12 protein-coding genes are annotated in these 17,301 nt (G+C 67.5%); 8 read left to right on the forward strand and 4 right to left on the reverse strand.

The window, feature by feature from the left end:
• Positions 1–129: 129 nt before the first annotated feature.
• Positions 130–1,032, reverse strand: a complete 903-nt coding sequence (locus ACSQ3N_RS26000; RefSeq protein ID WP_436148014.1) for a LysR family transcriptional regulator — start codon at positions 1,030–1,032, stop codon at positions 130–132.
• A gap of 233 nt (positions 1,033–1,265) precedes the next feature.
• On the opposite strand from ACSQ3N_RS26000, the gene ACSQ3N_RS26005 reads away from it, so the two are divergent.
• The 5 genes from ACSQ3N_RS26005 (at position 1,266) to ACSQ3N_RS26025 (ending at position 8,082) form a co-directional block, all read left to right on the forward strand.
• On the forward strand, positions 1,266–2,630 hold the full coding sequence (locus ACSQ3N_RS26005; RefSeq protein ID WP_056171412.1) for an aspartate aminotransferase family protein: 1,365 nt from the start codon (positions 1,266–1,268) through the stop codon (positions 2,628–2,630).
• A 103-nt stretch (positions 2,631–2,733) separates the two neighbouring features.
• Complete coding sequence (locus tag ACSQ3N_RS26010; RefSeq protein WP_436147860.1) at positions 2,734–4,260, forward strand: CoA-acylating methylmalonate-semialdehyde dehydrogenase; 1,527 nt, start codon at positions 2,734–2,736, stop codon at positions 4,258–4,260.
• Between the two features lie 254 nt (positions 4,261–4,514).
• Positions 4,515–6,866, forward strand: coding sequence for an NADP-dependent malic enzyme (locus ACSQ3N_RS26015; RefSeq protein ID WP_436147861.1), 2,352 nt, complete (start codon positions 4,515–4,517; stop codon positions 6,864–6,866).
• A 242-nt stretch (positions 6,867–7,108) separates the two neighbouring features.
• Positions 7,109–7,516, forward strand: coding sequence for a ribonuclease domain-containing protein (locus ACSQ3N_RS26020; RefSeq protein WP_436147862.1), 408 nt, complete (start codon positions 7,109–7,111; stop codon positions 7,514–7,516).
• A gap of 140 nt (positions 7,517–7,656) precedes the next feature.
• Positions 7,657–8,082, forward strand: a complete 426-nt coding sequence (locus ACSQ3N_RS26025) for a barstar family protein (protein WP_010464776.1) — start codon at positions 7,657–7,659, stop codon at positions 8,080–8,082.
• Between the two features lie 699 nt (positions 8,083–8,781).
• Here the strand turns inward: ACSQ3N_RS26025 and rsmA are convergent.
• The 3 genes from rsmA to ACSQ3N_RS26040 form a co-directional block, all read right to left on the reverse strand.
• On the reverse strand, positions 8,782–9,561 hold the full coding sequence (rsmA, locus tag ACSQ3N_RS26030) for a 16S rRNA (adenine(1518)-N(6)/adenine(1519)-N(6))-dimethyltransferase RsmA (RefSeq protein ID WP_436147863.1): 780 nt from the start codon (positions 9,559–9,561) through the stop codon (positions 8,782–8,784).
• A gap of 268 nt (positions 9,562–9,829) precedes the next feature.
• On the reverse strand, positions 9,830–11,251 hold the full coding sequence (locus ACSQ3N_RS26035) for a peptidylprolyl isomerase (protein WP_436147864.1): 1,422 nt from the start codon (positions 11,249–11,251) through the stop codon (positions 9,830–9,832).
• A gap of 37 nt (positions 11,252–11,288) precedes the next feature.
• A complete protein-coding gene (locus ACSQ3N_RS26040; protein ID WP_436147865.1) occupies positions 11,289–13,646 on the reverse strand; it encodes an LPS-assembly protein LptD in 2,358 nt (785 codons plus the stop codon).
• A 165-nt stretch (positions 13,647–13,811) separates the two neighbouring features.
• On the opposite strand from ACSQ3N_RS26040, the gene ACSQ3N_RS26045 reads away from it, so the two are divergent.
• From ACSQ3N_RS26045 to ACSQ3N_RS26055, 3 genes are all read left to right on the forward strand, one after another.
• Positions 13,812–14,990 carry an aminoglycoside phosphotransferase family protein gene (locus ACSQ3N_RS26045; protein ID WP_436147866.1) on the forward strand — a complete coding sequence of 393 codons (1,179 nt, stop codon included), beginning with the start codon at positions 13,812–13,814 and terminating at the stop codon, positions 14,988–14,990.
• A gap of 75 nt (positions 14,991–15,065) precedes the next feature.
• Positions 15,066–15,827 carry a 16S rRNA (uracil(1498)-N(3))-methyltransferase gene (locus tag ACSQ3N_RS26050; RefSeq protein ID WP_436147867.1) on the forward strand — a complete coding sequence of 254 codons (762 nt, stop codon included), beginning with the start codon at positions 15,066–15,068 and terminating at the stop codon, positions 15,825–15,827.
• Positions 15,828–16,015: 188 nt separating this feature from the next.
• Positions 16,016–17,146, forward strand: a complete 1,131-nt coding sequence (locus tag ACSQ3N_RS26055; RefSeq protein WP_436147868.1) for a diguanylate cyclase domain-containing protein — start codon at positions 16,016–16,018, stop codon at positions 17,144–17,146.
• Positions 17,147–17,301: the final 155 nt, after the last annotated feature.

The following is a 17,301-nucleotide window of genomic DNA, read 5'->3' on the forward strand; positions in this document are numbered from 1 at the left end:
GAGGCAGCATCGCGGGTCCATCGCAGAGTTGCCACTGGAAGAGGGAGAAACTCAGCTCGACGGAATGACCCGAGCGAAGATGAGAAGAGCTGCAATCTTCAAGAGCACAAGGAATGCAAGCCGGCTTCATCATCCATGTGTCTGCACCAGGCACTGCGCAAACGCCTGCGCGGCCCGCGGCGGCTGGGGCGACTTGCGCAGCACGCTCACGAATTCGCAGCGGTAAAAGAACTGCGCGGGCGACACCGCCTGCATCAGCCCCTGGCGCTCGAAGCTCTCCGCATAGTGGTCAGGCAGAAAACCCAGGTAGCGCCCGGACAGGATCAGCGTCGCGATCGACTCCTGGTCGAACCCCGTCGCCTTGCGCGGCAGGCGGGCGCTGTGGCTGAGTTCCATGTTGGGCGAGTGGTAGCCCAGGCCGGCGAACTGGTAGGCGCGCAAGGCCTCCCAGGTCAGGCTGGCATGGTCGGTGCCGAACAGCGGGTGCCGGGCGCCGCAGTACAGCAGCATGGTCTCGGTGAACAGGTTGGCGTACACCAGACTCTGTGACGCGCGGTGCGCCGGGATGATGCCCACGTGGAAGCTGCCGTCGATGAGCCCGCGCTCGATGGCGTTGATGCTGGCCACGTGCATCTGCAGGCTGACCTCGGGCGCCTGAGTGGCGAAAAGGGCGATGGCGTCGCCGATGTGCGCGGCGGGGTTGCTGGCCGTCTTGTCGAACACGGCCACCTCCAGCCGCCCGCCCATGCGGCGGTGGATGTCGTCGATGCTGCTGCGAAAGGCGTCCACGGCGGACAGCAGGCGCAGGGTTTCGTCGTACACGCGCTGGCCTTCGGCCGTGAGCGCAAAGCCCGCGCGGCCCCGGCGGCACAGGGTGAGGCCCAGGCGGGTTTCCAGGTCCTTCATGTGGCGGCTCACGGTGCTGGTGCCGATGTTCAGCTCCAGTTCGGCCGCGGACATGCCGCCGCATTCGACCACGCTCTTGAACACCTGCAGCAGGCGCAGGTCCATGTCGCTGAGTTGGCCCAGCACGGCGCGGTGCCGGGCGTTGGGGCTGGACAGTGATGTGGCCGGGGGAACGGAGGATGGCTTGGGGGTGTCTTTTACTTGCATAAATCGTCAAGTAAACATTGATATTGCACTATTGGAGAGATTAACAGGCGGCACAACAATGCGCTGTCGGCCGGGCTTTGCCACGCAAGGCCCTGCGCTGCCCCCTTACCGTCATCATTCACCCGACGTTCACCGCCGCCCTGGAGACCGCCATGAGCTTTGTCCACATCGAAAAACCCGCCGCTGGCCCGGACAGCCCTCGCATGGATGCCGAATGGCTCGATGCGCACTGGATGCCCTTCACCGGCAACCGCAACTTCAAGGCCAAGCCGCGCATGATCGTGAGCGGCCAGGGCGCCTACTACACCGACGCCGAAGGCCGCAAGATCTTCGACGGCCTCTCGGGCCTGTGGTGCTCCGGTCTCGGGCATGGCCGCAAGGACGTGGCCGAAGCCATCGGCAAGGCCGCGGCCACGCTGGACTACTCGCCCGCGTTCCAGTTCGGCCACCCGGCCTCGTTCGCGCTGGCCAACAAGCTCAAGGAGCTGACGCCCGCAGGCCTGGACTACGTGTTCTTCACAGGCTCCGGCTCCGAGTCGGCCGACACCTCGCTCAAGATGGCCCGTGCCTACTGGCGCGCCAAGGGGCAGGCGAGCAAGACCCGCCTGATCGGCCGCGAAAAGGGCTACCACGGCGTGAACTACGGCGGCATCTCGGTGGGCGGCATCGTGGGCAACCGCAAGACCTTCGGCCAGGGCATCGAGGCCGACCACCTGCCCCACACCCAGCCACCGGCCGGCACCTTCCAGAAGGGCATGGCCGAGGACGGCGGCCGTGCGCTGGCCGACAAGCTGCTGGACGTGATCGCGCTGCACGACGCATCCAACATCGCCGCGGTGATCGTGGAGCCGTTCTCGGGCTCGGCCGGCGTGGTGATCCCGCCCAAGGGCTACCTGGAACGCATCCGCGAGATCTGCACGCAGAACAACATCCTGCTGATTTTTGATGAAGTGATCACGGGCTTTGGCCGCTGCGGCGCCTGGACAGGGGCCGAAGCCTTCGGCGTGACGCCGGACATCCTGAACTTCGCCAAGCAGGTGACCAACGGCGCGCAGCCGCTGGGCGGCGTGATCGCCACCAAGGAGATCTACGACACCTTCATCAGCCAGGGCGGGCCCGAGTACATGCTGGAGTTTCCGCACGGCTACACGTATTCGGCCCACCCCGTGGCCTGCGCCGCCGGCAATGCGGTGCTGGACATCCTGCAAAAAGAAGACATGCCCGGCCGCGTGAAGGCGCTGGCTCCGTTCTTCGAGAACGCGGTGCATGGCCTCAAGGGCGCGAAGCACGTGGCGGACATCCGCAACTACGGCCTGGCCGCGGGCATCACCATCAGCGCCCTGCCGGGCGAGCCAGCCCGCCGCCCGTACGAGATCGCGATGAAGTGCTGGGACAAGGGCTTTTACGTGCGCTACGGCGGCGACACCATTCAGCTGGCGCCCCCGTTCATCAGCACCGAGGCCGAGATCGATCGCATGGTCAGTGCGCTGGGCGACGCGCTCACCGAGACCGCGTAAGCGCTGGGCCCGGCCACCGACGCCCACACCCAATACTCCTAAATCAATAGCTGCTGCCGCTTGACCATCCAGCGGTAGCGGCATTTTTTACTTGAAACCAGCCATGAACCACGACAAGAACGTCACCACCACCGTCGGCCATCTGATCGACGGCCAGCTCGTTGCCGACACCGAGCGCACCCAGCCCGTGTTCAACCCCGCCACCGGCCAGTCCACCACCAGCGTGGCGCTGGCCAGCAAGGCGACGGTCGAGGCCGCCATCGCATCGGCCGAAGCCGCCTACCCCGCCTGGCGCAACACGCCGCCGCTCAAGCGCGCGCGCGTGATGAGTAAGCTCAAGGTCCTGCTGGAAGAGAACGCCGACAAGATCGCCGCCCTGATCACCGCCGAGCACGGCAAGGTGCTGAGCGACGCGCACGGCGAGCTGCAGCGCGGCATCGAGAACGTGGAATACGCCAGCTACGCGCCCGAGCTGCTCAAGGGCGAGCACAGCCGCAATGTGGGCCCCAGCATCGACTCGTGGAGCGAGTTCCAGGCGCTGGGCGTCACGGCAGGCATCACGCCGTTCAACTTCCCGGCAATGGTGCCGCTGTGGATGTGGCCCATGGCCGTGGCCTGCGGCAACACCTTCGTGCTCAAGCCCTCCGAGCGCGACCCCAGCAGCACGCTGTTCATCGCCCAGCTGGCGCTGGAAGCCGGCCTGCCACCGGGCGTGCTGAACGTGGTCAACGGCGACAAGACAGCCGTGGACACGCTGCTGCAGGACCCGCGCGTCAAGGCCGTGAGCTTTGTCGGCTCCACCCCCATTGCCGAATACATCTACGCCGAAGGCTGCAAGCACGGCAAGCGCGTGCAGGCCCTGGGCGGTGCCAAGAACCACGCTGTGCTGATGCCCGACGCGGACGTGGGTAACGCCGTGAGCGCGCTGATGGGCGCGGCGTACGGATCGTGCGGCGAGCGCTGCATGGCCATCCCGCTGCTGGTGGCCGTGGGCGATGCCGTGGGTGACGCCGTGATTGCGGGCCTGAAGACCGAGATCGCCAAGATGAAGGTCGGCCCCGGCACCCAGACCGACAACGGTGGCAACGACATGGGCCCGCTGGTCAGCAAGCCCCATTTCGAGAAGGTGACTGCCTATGTGGACAGCGGCGTGGCCGAAGGCGCCACGCTGGTGGTCGATGGCCGTGGCATGAAGGTGGCGGGCCATGAAGAGGGCTATTTCCTGGGCGCCTGCCTGTTCGACAACGTCAAGCCCGGCATGAAAATCTACCAGGAAGAAATCTTCGGCCCCGTGCTCGGCGTGGTGCGCGTGAAGACGCTGCAGGAGGCCATGCAGCTCATCAACGACCACGAATACGGCAACGGCACCTGCATCTTCACCCGCGACGGCGAAGCCGCCCGCTACTTCACCGACCACATCCAGGTCGGCATGGTGGGCGTGAACGTGCCCCTGCCCGTGCCCGTGGCGTACCACTCGTTCGGCGGCTGGAAGCGCAGCCTGTTCGGCGACCTGCACGCCTACGGCCCCGACGCGGTGCGCTTCTACACCAAGCGCAAGACCATCACGCAGCGCTGGCCCAGCGCCGGTGTGCGCGAGGGCGCGGTGTTCGCCTTCCCCAGCAGCCGGTGATGCCGGCAGATAAGCGCAGATACCCGCTGATTTGACCCTGCAGCGCCCCCAGCCCCTCGGCTGCGGGGCGTTTTTCATGGGGGCGCCGATTGCAGCGGCGCAGGTCATCACTGATCCACCCGCATAAGCAGATTCGCTTACTAGGGTTTTTACCGGCATCGTCCTACAATCGCGGACCCTTACAAAGCTGACAGCCCGCGCGGAGCCGCTGCAGCCCGGTTTTTTTGCACCCACCCCTGAGTTGGAGACATTGAATGCCCGAGAACACCACGGCCCAGACCGAGAACAACAACAACGAATCCGACAAGCGCGCCCAACTGCGCCGTGCCGCTCTCGAGTACCACGAGTTTCCCAAGCCCGGCAAGATCGCCATTGCCGCCACCAAGCAGATGGTGAACCAGCACGACCTGGCCCTGGCCTACTCGCCCGGCGTGGCCGCCCCCTGTGAAGAGATCGTCAAGGACCCGGCCAACGCGTTTCGCTACACCGCACGCGGCAATCTGGTCGCCGTCATCACCAACGGCACGGCCGTGCTGGGCCTGGGCGACATCGGCGCGCTGGCTTCCAAGCCGGTGATGGAGGGCAAGGGCGTCCTGTTCAAGAAGTTCGCGGGCGTGGACGTGTTCGACATCGAGATCGACGAGAAGGACCCCGCCAAGCTGGTGGAAGTGATCGCCGCGCTCGAGCCCACCTTCGGCGCGATCAACCTCGAAGACATCAAGGCGCCCGACTGCTTCTACGTGGAGCGCGAGCTGCGCAAGCGCATGAAGATCCCGGTCTTCCACGACGACCAGCACGGCACGGCCATCACGGTGGCGGCGGCCATGGTCAATGCGCTCAAGGTGGCGGGCAAGAAGATCGAGGACGTGAAGCTGGTGACCAGCGGCGCGGGCGCTGCGGCGCTGGCCTGCCTGAACCTGCTGCTCAAGGTGGGCGTGCAGCGCAAGAACGTGTTCGTCACCGACCTGGCCGGCGTGGTGTACGAAGGCCGCGAAGAGCTGATGGACGACGACAAGCGCCAGTTCATGCAAAAGACCGACGCGCGCAAGCTGGCCGAGGTGATCGCCGGCGCCGACGTGTTCCTGGGCCTGTCGGCCAGCAACGTGCTCAAGCCCGAGATGGTGGCCACCATGGCCGAGCGCCCGGTGATCTTCGCGCTGGCCAACCCCAACCCCGAAATCATGCCCGAGCTCGCGCACAGCGTGCGCAGCGACATCATCATGGCCACGGGCCGCTCGGACTACCCGAACCAGGTCAACAACGTCCTGTGCTTCCCCTACATCTTCCGCGGCGCGCTGGACAGCGGCGCCACCACCATCACCGATGAGATGGAAATCGCCGCGGTGCACGCGATTGCCGAGCTGGCCCAGGCCGAGCAGAGCGAAGTCGTGGCCGCAGCGTATGTGGGCGAGAAGCTGTCGTTCGGCCCCGAGTACCTGATCCCCAAGCCGTTCGATCCCCGCCTGATGATGAAGATCGCCCCGGCCGTGGCCCAGGCTGCTGCCGACAGCGGCGTGGCGCAGCGCCCCATCACCGACATGGATGCGTACCGTGACCGCCTGCAGGCCTTCGTCTACGCCTCGGGCACGACGATGAAGCCCATCTTCGACGCCGCCCGCAGCGCCGCACGCAAGCGCGTGGCGTATGCCGAGGGCGAGGAAGAGCGCGTGCTGCGCGCCGCGCAGATCGTGGTGGACGAGCGCGTGGCGCGCCCCACGCTGATCGGCCGCCCGGCCATCATCGCCCAGCGCATCGAGAAGTTCGGCCTGCGCCTGAAGGAAGGCGTGGACTACGACGTGGTCAACACCGACTTCGACCACCGCTACCGCGACTTCTGGCAGACCTACCACCGCATGACCGAGCGCAAGGGCATCACGCAGCAAGTCGCCAAGATCGAGATGCGCCGGCGCCTCACGCTGATCGGCGCGATGATGCTGCACAAGGGCGAAGTGGACGGCCTGATCTGCGGCACCTGGGGCACCACGGCCAACCACCTGCTGTACATCGACCAGGTGATCGGCAAGCACGCCGGCGGCGCCGACAGCACCGAGCAGGACGTGCCGGTGTACGCCTGCATGAACGGCCTGATGCTGCCCGGCCGCCAGGTGTTCCTGGTCGATACGCACGTGAACTACGACCCCACGCCTCAGGAGCTGGCCGAGATCACCGCGCTGGCCGCGGAAGAAATGATGCGCTTTGGCTTCAAGCCCAAGGCCGCGCTGCTGTCGCACTCCAACTTCGGCACCAGCAACAGCCCCAGCGCCATCAAGATGCGCCAGACGCTGGAGCTGCTGCGCCAGCAGGCTCCGTGGCTGGAGGTGGACGGCGAGATGCACGGCGACGTGGCGCTGGACGGCAAGGCCCGTGCCGCCGTCATGCCCGGCAGCGAACTGACGGGCGACGCCAACCTGCTGGTGTTCCCCAACATCGACGCGGCCAACATCGCCTACAACCTGCTCAAGACGGCCGCCGGCGGCGGTATTGCCATCGGACCGGTCCTGCTGGGCGCCGCCAAGCCGGTCCATATCCTGACGCCGAGCGCCACCGTGCGCCGCATCGTGAACATGACCGCACTGACCGTGGCCGATGCCAACGCGTTGCGGTAAGTCACCAACCGATAGCAAGTGCTAACTTAAGGCGCCTGCACCCCCTTTCAGCGTCTGCCCAAGTTTTGTGCAGACGCTTGCTTTTTGGGGGCCATTGAGTCACACTAGCGGGTCGAAATTTCGGGTTAACCCGTAGGTTTCTGGAGTCTGGACTTATGCAAACAAGAGTGCATGAAGTGCGTTTTCAGGGATAGGCGATTTGCCTGCCCAGGATTGCATAAGTCGTGTGAAAGGTTTCGTTGATGCTGAAGGCTGTAGCCACCCGGGCGCGCAAAGCAGGGGTTTTGTGTGTTCTGGGTGTTGCGTTCGTGCTGTCCCCGGTTGCGGGGCACGCCCGTAAATCCCCGTCCCCAGACGGGTCCATCACCCCCATTGCACTGGCCGAGTTGCCGCCCCAAGGGCGAGCGACGTATGCGCTGATTCATGAGGGCGGGCCGTTTCCGTACGACAAGGATGGATCGGTTTTCGGCAATCGCGAGCGGCTGTTGCCCGCCCACCAGCGGGGCTACTACCGCGAATACACCGTCAGAACGCCAGGATCGCGTGACCGGGGAGCCCGGCGCATCGTGTGCGGTGGCAAGCCCCGGACGCCGGACGCCTGCTACTACACCAGCGACCACTACGCCAGTTTTCGCGAAATCGCCAAATGACACCCGTTGCGGTGCACACCTGCCAAATGAAACTTGGCAACCTGCACCGTATCCCATTGAATTCACCCATCGCAGGCTGGCCCTCGCAGCTCTGCGAGATGCCAGAAGTTTGTGGACTTTCTAAAGAAAGAGTAGCGGAGATGCAGACGCCACTTCGTAAAGACCTGGAAACGCCACTGCGTGGCGTGCGCACCAACATCGTGCAGTCCATCCGCGCCTTCCGCGTGCAGGACCTGCAGGATGCAGCCACTTCCATGGGTCACCATTTCTTGTACGCCAACCTGGCCCACGCGCAATCCAAGCAGGATGTGCTGGACCTGATTGCCGGGCAATTCACCTTCCCGTCGCACTTCGGCAAGAACTTCGACGCGTTGTACGACTGCATGACAGACCCCTTGCACAAATCAGGCCCGCAGCCTGGTTTCATCGTGGTGCTGGAGCAGATCCCCGCCACCGGCAAGTTCGACAAGGAAGCCCGCGAGCAACTGCTCGACATCTTCCGGGACGCCGCAGACTACTGGGGTGACCGCAAGATCCCCTTCCGGTGTTTCTATTCTTTTCTGTAGCCCGTTCTGCATCCACCAGCCAAGCAGAACGGGCGAACGAGGCTCACGGCACCCCGGGTGTCGAGGTCATAGACATCGGTAGCGCAGCAGCAGCTGTTGCCACAGATCCTTCCGGCGAGAAGATGCCCACGGACAAGCTCGTGGACGTCTCGCCCATGGCGCTGCGCATGAGCAGCCCCTTCAACTCCGGGTACTGGCTCAGCGCGGCTTGAATTCGGGGCATCCCCCTGAGCCGCTGCGCCTCGGTGCCACCGCCAGAGGCGGCGGCTCTTCGGGCTCGTCCAAGCCTGCGCAGGCAGGCTTGGAGCCGCGGCCCTCAGCCCCTTCTCTCGCACGGCTGCGCCGTTCGGGAAGGGGGACGACACCAGCGCGGCGGGGCGGCCCTTGCGCGGTGCCTCTCGCCTTGGCCGCGCCAGTTTCGTTGTAAGTGACGAAATCAGCGCAGGCGACTGCAGCGCAGTGCCTACTTCAAACCTGTTTCACATCTGTTGATGTTTGACCGACGGGTTTAGCCCGCACCGCACCGCACCGCACCGCACCGCATCGGGTCGGGTCGGGTCGGGTCGGGTCGGGTCGGGTGCGACGTTGGCAGGCGTGCTTGCAGCTCCACCGTGCAGCCAGCCTGAGCCCTCAGACTCCCCTTAGCACTGATCAAATTGACCGCTACCGCTTGCCCAGCAAGCGCCAGCAGCTATCAATTCAAGAGCAAGCTTGCGCCAGGGCCACGTATTCGGCCACGGGCACTTCTTCGGCGCGGCGTTGGGTGTCGAAGGTGCCGGGGAACTGGCGGGCTTCGAGCCAGCGGCCCAGGGTGTGGCGCAGCAGCTTGCGGCGCTGGCTGAAGGCCACCTGCACCAATTCTTCCAGCAGGGGCACCGACAGCGCTGCGGGCTCGGCGTGCGGGACCATGCGCACCACGGCGCTGTCCACGCGCGGGGGCGGGTCGAAGCTCTCCGGCGGCACGAACAGCACGTTCTCCATCGCATAGCGCCACTGCAGCATCACCGACAGGCGGCCGTAGTCGCTGGTCGATGGGCGGGCCACCATGCGGTCGATCACTTCCTTTTGCAGCATGAAGTGCTGGTCCTGGATGACCTCCACATGCTCGAGCAGATGGAACAGGATGGGCGTGGAGATGTTGTAGGGCAGGTTGCCCACCACACGCAGCCGCAGGTCGGGCTGGCCCGCCTTGGCGCGAAAGTCCTGCGCCAGCTGCGTGAAGTCGACCCGGAGCACATCGGACTCGATCACGTCGAGCTGCCCGTGCAGCCTCAGGCGCAGCGCCAGGTCGCGGTCCAGCTCGATCACCGTCAGGCGGCCCAGGCGCTCCACCAGGGGCTGCGTGAGCGCCGCCAGCCCGGGGCCGATCTCGACCATGGGGTCGCCCGGCTGCGGGGCGATGGCCTGCACGATGTCTTCGATGATGCTTTTGTCGGACAGAAAATGCTGCCCAAAGCGCTTGCGGGGGATGTGTTTCATGCCGTGGGCTCGCGTGTGTGGTCGATGTGCGAGCTGTGACGAGGGCGCGCAGACCAGCGGCCGCCGAGCAAGGGCCGCCTGGCAGCGCAGGCTGCGCTTCGCTGGCGTGCGCTGGCGGTGTCCCCCTTCCCGAACGGCGCAGCCGTTCGAGAGAGGGGCTGAGGGCCGCGGCTCCAAGCCTGCCTGCGCAGGCTTGGACGAGCCCGAAAAGCCGTCGCCTCTGGCGGTGGCACCCAGGCGCAGCGCCTCAGGGGGATGCACTTATTCCTCATTGCGGCGGGTCGCGGTATTCCACGTACGCCCGGCCGCGCAGTTCCTGCGCCCAGGTGGCGTAGGCCTCGTCCAGTTTTTTCTCGCGCACGGTGTCGCGCGCCATCTCGCGCTGCTCGCGCTGGGTGAGCTTGGCCTCGCGGCGCTCGATCAGCTGGATCAGGTGCACGCCGAAACGCGACACCAGCGGCTCGCTGATGTCACCAGGCTTCAGGGCGTTCATCGCCTGCTCGAACTCGGGCACGTAGCGGCCCGGGTTGGCCCAGCCCAGATCGCCGCCCTCCTTGGAGCTGCCGTCCTGCGAATGCTCGCGTGCCAGCACCGCAAAGTCGGCCTGGCCTGCCAGCACGCGGCGGCGGTAGTCGGCCAGGCGCGCAGCGGCGGCGGTCTCGGTCAGTTGGGGGCTGGTGCGCAGCAGGATGTGGCGTGCGTGGCTTTGCGTCACGGTGGTGGGCACGCCCGCGGTCACGCGCTCGACCACCTTCAGGATGTGAAAACCTGCAGGCGAACGCACGGGGCCCACGATGCCGCCCACCGGCAGGCCCAGCGTGGAGTTCACGAACAGTTCGGGGTAGCGGTCGGCCGGGCGCAGGCCCAGCAGGCCGTTGTTGCGCTGGCCTTCGGGTGCGTCGGAGAGTTCGCGCGCGACGGTGGCGAAGTCCTCGCCGCCGCGCACGCGGTCGGCGGCGCGCTGGGCGCGTGCCTGGCGCTCTGCCACCTGCACGGGGCTGGCGTTCTCGGGCACCAGCACCAGAACGTGACCCAGGTTGATTTCCATGGACGCGACGTCCATGCCCTTTTGCTGCTCGCGCAGGTACTGGTCGATGTCCAGATCGCTGACCTTCACGCGGGCTTCGACCTCGCGCTCGCGCAGGCGCTGCTGCAGCAGCTGGTTGCGCAGCTCTTCGCGAAAGCGTTCCTTGCCCATGCCGTCGCGCGCCAGGCGCTGGTACAGCTCGTCGGTGGTCATGTTGTTCTGGCGGGCCACGCCCTGCTCGGCCTGCGACACGGCGAAGTCGTCCACCTTGACGCCGGACTCCTTGGCCTGCTGCAGCTGTGCGCGCTCGACGATGAGGCGCTCGAGCACCTCGCGCGCCAGCACGTCGCGCGGGGGCATGGCGCCGCCTTGCTGCGCCAGCTGGGCCTCGGCGCGGGCCAGGCGCGAGCGCACTTCGTTGTTGGTGATGGGCTCGGAGTTGACGACCGCCACGATGTAGTCCGCAGCGCGCGGGGCCGTGCTGTTGTTGCCGCTGCTGTTTCGGTTTTCAGGCGGCAGCGTGACCGACGGTGTGGCAGATGGGCGCGACAGCCCCGTGCCCGCAGCAGCCCCGGACGGCCGCAGGCCCTGCGCGGCGGCGCTTTGGGCCATGAGGGAAACCAGGGCGGCCGCCAAGGCCAGGGCAAATGCACGTTGGTTCATGGTGTGGAGCGTGTGAGGTACTGGGGCGCGCGAGCGCCTAGTCGTAGTTGGTGAAACGGCTGGGCGTACTGACCTGCTCGCGCAGGTACTGGTAACGCGGCACATGTTGCTTGAAGGTTTCCAGCGGGCTGGAGCCCAGGCTCAGGCGGGAGAAGCCCACGAACTCCACCTGGAACAGCAGGCGGGTGTTGGAGGTGGTCACGCCGCTTTGCAGGCGCTCAAGCACCACGCGGCCGATCCAGCAGCAGCTGTCGTATTCGAGGCCCACCACGGTGTCCACGAGCTTCCTGTCCTGCAGGCTGTAGTTCAGGCGGCCCACGGTGTACCAGCGGTTGCCGCCCTGGCCCCGGCCAGGGCCCAGGTCCTTGCCCTTGTCGCCCCACAGGTCGTTCAAGGGCCACTGCCAGCCGATGTCGATCTGCTCGCTGGTGCCGCGCTGCAGCCGGTAGGCGGCGCTCACGGTGCGGTAGTTGCCGGGGCTGTAGCGCGCGCCGATGGTCGATCGGATCGAGCGGCCGGTCTTGGGGTTGTACTGCACCGTGGAGTCGAAGCCCCACTGCGGCGTCCAGGTGATACCCGCGCCCAGCAGTACGTCCGACAGGCGCTCGCTCACCGGCGCACCGCCCGGCAGCGTGACTTGCTGGTCGGAGAAGCGCACGCGCTGCGCAATGCCGAAGCGCGCGGCCTCGGCCCCGGTGTTCGGGTCCAGCAGGCGCGTGGTCACACCCAGCGTCAGCAGGTTGTTGTCCGCGATGCGGTCGTTCCCGCCGAACGCGTTCTCGGTGTAGATGGTCGCGAAGTTGAAGTCGTTGGCGGCCGTGTCGTACACGGGCAGGCGGCTCTGGTCGCGGTAGGGCGTGTAGGTGTAGAAGGCGCGCGGCTCCAGCGTCTGCAGGAAGGACCGGCCGAAGTACGCTGCGTCGCGCTCGAACACCAGGCCGCTGTCCAGGCTGAACGTGGGCAGCGTGCGGCTGGCCGAGCGGTCGCCGTTGCTCAGGCCCGTGTCGAACTGGTACGTGGTGGCATGCAGCTGCAGCCGCGGCGTGACGAAGCCGCCGGGCGCCAGAAACGGCCGGCTAATCGCCGCCATGGCATAGCTACGGTCGGCATTGGGCTGGTTGGTCAGCGCCCGGGCCGCCTGAAAGCGCGTGGTGTCGAGCTCCACCGTGGCATCGAAGCCGCCGCCCAGTTGCGACGGCACGTAGCGCCACTGCATCTGGGGCATGCGGTCGTACGGCGGCACGATGGGCGAGTTCACGTCCTGCAGCGTCTGCCACTTGAGCGTGCGCACCGTGGCGCTCATGTCGTTGGCACCCCACGACAGGCTGGCATCGTTGGGCAGCAGGCGCTGGCGCAGAGGCTCGGACGCGCGGCCGAAGTCGCGCCAGTAGTTGTCGTCGCTCACGCGGTTGACGTTGATGTTGAGCCCCACGCCGCCGATGCCGGTATCGAGTATCCCCTGGTGCTGGCCCGAATAGCTCCAGCGCATGCGGTCGCGCAGCCGGTCGCCGGGCATCACGTCGCCGCTGATCTGGCCCTTGTAGCTGGGCTCCAGGTAGCGGAACTCGCCGCCCAGGTTGGCGCCGCGCTTGGTCATCAGCGCTGCGCGCAGCGTGGCGTCGCGGTTGGGGGCGATGTTCCAGTAGTAGGGCTGCGAATAGGCCACGCCGTCGCGGCTGTCGAGGCCGATGGTCGGCGGCAGCAGCCCCGACTTGCGCTTGTCCGACAGCGGAAAGCTGATGTACGGGATGGGCGGCAGCGACACGCCCTTGAACTCCAGCACCGCGTTCTCGGCCGTGCCCACCGACTCTTCGTTGTCGATGCGGATCACGCTGGCGCGCAGCACCCAGTCGGGCTGCCAGCTGGCTTCATCGCCCACCTGGCAGGTGGTGTAGGTGGCGGCGTGCACCACCGCGCGGTCCTTGTCGATGAAGTCCACCCGCTTGGATTCGCCATGCGCCTGCGTGGCCAGAAAGCGGTAGCGCGCGTCGCTGAAGAAGCCCTCGAACGCATCCACGCGCAGCTCGAGCGCCGTGCCTTCGTACACGTTGCCGGCGCGGTTCACGCGCACCTGGCCACGTGCCTTGGCCAGGTCTTCGGGCACGTCGTAGTCCAGCCGGTCCGCGCGGATCACGGTGTCGCCCCGGCGCAGCTCGGCATTGCCTTCGATGACTGCGTTCAGGTCCGTCTGGCCGCTGATGTGGTCACCCTTCACGAAGACGGGCAACTGGGACCGCACCGCGTCCGGGATCTTTTCCTGCAGCAGGGGCGAGCTGCGCAGCGCGGGCGGCGCATCCCAGGCGCTGGCGGCAGGTGCCGTGCCGGCCTGGGCCAGGGCGGACAGGGGCAGGCCGCACCAGGCGAGCGCCACGCCATAGGCCACGGCCCGGGGCACGGGCGGGCGCAGCCGAGCGGCCTTTGCCGAGGCGGGCCGGGTCCGGAGGGAAGGGGTCTGCGCGGGAGAAGACTGGCTGCGTGGCACGTGGGACGGTGGGCAGAGGGCGGACAAAAGGAAGACCGCGGCGGGAGGCCCGCAGCGGTTTGTAAAATCGGATTATCCATGAGCCACCCATCCCCCTCCTTGCCCGCCGTTCCACCCGCCTCGCCGGGCGGCTCAGCCCCCGCTGCCACGGCCGTCACCTGGCCTGACGCGACCCGCCACAGCGCCTTCGATGCGTGGCTCGCGCCGCTGGTGGAGCACCACCAGTTGCTGCCCCACACGCTGCGCCCCGCCTCGGCGGATGCGAGCTTTCGGCGCTACCTGCGCATCGACAGCGCCAGCGGCGTGAGCCGCATCGTGATGGACGCGCCGCCGGACAAGGAAAACTGCCGCCCCTTCGTGCAGGTGCAGGCCCTGCTGGCTGCCGCGGGCCTGCACGTGCCGCAGATCCTGGCCTGGGATGAGGCGGGCGGCTTCATGCTGCTGTCCGACCTGGGCCGCCAGACCCTCATCGAACTGCTGGACCCCGCCCGGCCCCAGGACGCGTACGCCTGGTACCAGCAGGCCACCGATGCGCTGCTGGACTGGCAAAAGGCCTCTCAGCCCGGCGCGTTGCCCGTCTACGACGAAGCCCTGCTGCGCCGCGAGCTGGCGCTGTTTCCGGACTGGTACCTCGGCAAGCACCGCGGCGTCACGCTCGATGCCACCCAGCAGGCCACGCTCCAGAGCGCGTTCGATGCGATCGTGGCGCACAACCTGGCCGCCCCCAGCGTGTATGTGCACCGTGATTTCATGACCCGAAACCTGATGGCGCCCAAGCCTGCGGCGGGACGGCCCGCCCACAGCCCGGCCACGCCCGCCGACGGCCCCCTGGGCGTGCTGGACTTCCAGGACGCGGTCTACGGTCCCATCACCTACGACATCGCCAGCCTGCTGCGCGACGCGTTCATCAGCTGGGAAGAAGAGTTTGTCATCGACATTACCGTGCGTTACTGGGAAAAGGCGCGCAAGGCCGGCCTGCTGGGCGCCAACAGCGCCAGCGGCTGGGGCAACGACTTCGGCGAGTTCTACCGCAGCGTGGAGTGGATGGGCCTGCAGCGCCACCTCAAGGTCGCGGGCATCTTTGCCCGCCTGACGCTGCGCGACGGCAAGCCCAAGTACCTGGCCGACACGCCACGCTTCATGGCCTACATCGGCGCCACGGCCAACCGCTACCGCCAGCTCGGGCCGCTGCTCAAGATGCTGGACGAGATCGAAGGCACGCAGCCGGTCGTGGGCTTTGCCTACGGCCGCATGTAGGCCAGCCGTCCTCACCATCAAAACAGCCTCTGCCGGTCATCCAGCAAGCGCCAGCAGCTACCAAATCAATAGCATATGCCCCGTTTCCACTGCCCGGAGGTCCTGATCACCGGGGCCGAACTGGACCTGCCCCCCGGCGCCGCGCGCCATGTGCAGGTGCTGCGCCTGCAGCCGGGTGACGGCATCACGCTGTTCAACGGCGGGCAGGGCGCGGGCGACCCCGGCGGCGAGTTCGACGCCACCGTGCTGCGCATGGGCCGCAGCGACGTGCGCGTGGTGGTGGGCGCGCACCATGCCGTCGAACGCGAAGCGCCCCGCGCCGTGCACCTGCTGGCGGGCATCACCGCCAACGAGCGCATGGACTGGCTGGTGGAGAAAGCCACCGAACTGGGCGTGGCCAGCATCACCCCGCTGGTGGCCGAGCGCAGCGTGCTCAAGCTCAAGGGCGAGCGCGCCGAAAAGAAGCTCGCCCACTGGCAGGCCGTGGCCGTGGCCGCCTGCGAGCAGTGCGGCCGCAACCGCGTGCCCGTGGTGCACGACGCGGTCGACCTGGCGGGTTGGGTGCGTGCGCACGGCGCGGCCACCGGCCTGGCCGGCGCACCCGCCAGTCCGCAGCGCCTGCTGCTGTCGCTGCGCGCCGGCACGGCACCCCTGCGCGGCGCGGTCGAGCCGGGGAGCGAAGGGGCCGTGATCTTCCTGTCGGGCCCCGAGGGCGGGCTCAGCGCCGCCGAGGAAGATCTTGCACTGCAGCATGGCTTTGCCCCCACCACGCTCGGCCCGCGCGTGCTGCGGGCCGAAACGGCGCCGCTGGCCGCCCTGGCCGCGCTCACCCTGTAGGCGGCCACCCGCACCCGGCGTCATCCCGCCCTGTGGGCCTGTACGCCCCGCGGGCCGAGGCCTAGAATGAACCGACTTCAGGCCCAGGCCCTCCCGGGGCGGCCTGCTGCTCCGTGCCTTGCGCGGTGATTGGTCCAGTCAGGAGCTTCGATTTGCGCGCACCGTCACGCTGGAAACGCTTGAGGGACGTGGTTCTCTCCACCGACCCCCGTCGGCGCACGCTGATGAGCGTGGCGCTGCTCGCGCTGGTGCTGATGAGCGCCAGCTCGGGCGTAATGCTGCTGGTGGCCGGTGCCAGCGATGCGACGAATGCCCCCGCCGTGCAGTGGTGGGCTGCCATCTCGGTGGGCGGGCTGGCCGTGATGACCGCGTTCATCCGGTCCGGCCAGACCGCACGCCTGGCCGACCCGTCCCTCACCGTGCCGCAGATGGTCTGGACCATCACCAGCGGCGCCGTGGCGTACGTGCTGGCCGGCGAAGCGCGGGGCATCGTCCCCAGCGTGCTGGCCATGATCCTATTCTTTGGCACCTTTGGTCTCAGCGTGGCCGAGGTGATCGGCATCGGCGTCTACGCGCTGTTGGCCTTCAGCTGCGCGGTGGCGGCCACCACGCGCTTCAGCACCTCTCCGTTTGGCTACCTGGACACGGCCTACGCGCTCATGGTGCTCATCGTGCTGGGAGGCAGCATTGCGCTGAACCTGCGCATCCAGCGCATCCGCGCGCGGCTGAGCGAGCAGCGCCAGGCGCTGGCCCAGGCCCTGGCCGTGAACCGCGAGCTGGCCACGCGCGACGAACTCACCGGCCTGCCCAACCGCCGCGCCATGCAGGACCTGATGGACCTGGAGCACCGCCGCAGCCTGCGCAGCGGCCGCCCCATGCTGCTGGCCGAGCTGGACATCGACCACTTCAAACGCATCAACGACAGCCACGGCCACGCCACTGGCGACCGCGCGCTGCAGGCCTTTGCCGGCGTGGTGCGGGCCAGCGTGCGCGACACCGACGTGCTGGGCCGCTGGGGCGGCGAAGAATTCGTGCTGCTGCTGTCGGACACCCAGAGCGACGACGCGCGCGAACTGCTCGAACGCGTGCGCCTGGCGGTGGCCGGCATGGAGATCCCGCACCCCTCAGGCAGCCTGCACATGACGCTGTCGGCAGGCCTGGCGCTGCACCTGCCGGGCGACACGGTGGAGCTGACGCTCGAGCGCGCCGACCAGGCGCTGTACACCGCCAAGTCGCTGGGGCGCAACCGCATCGTCGTGGCACCCGCCGGATCGCGCATCGGCAAAAGCGCCGGGCCATCGGCCAGCGCCCGGGCCTGAGGCCAACGCCCGGGCTTCACAACAACGCGCGGCCGCAAAGGGCTTGGCGCATGCCACGGGCGCTGCGGGCGCTGGCTGCGTTGAACAAAGCCGCAGGCCGCAGCGCATGAATACTCCTGTTTTGATAGCTGCTCGCGCTTGCCAAGCGTGCGGTA

This window comes from Acidovorax sp. LjRoot194 (genome assembly GCF_964253015.1).
GTDB lineage: Bacteria > Pseudomonadota > Gammaproteobacteria > Burkholderiales > Burkholderiaceae_C > Acidovorax.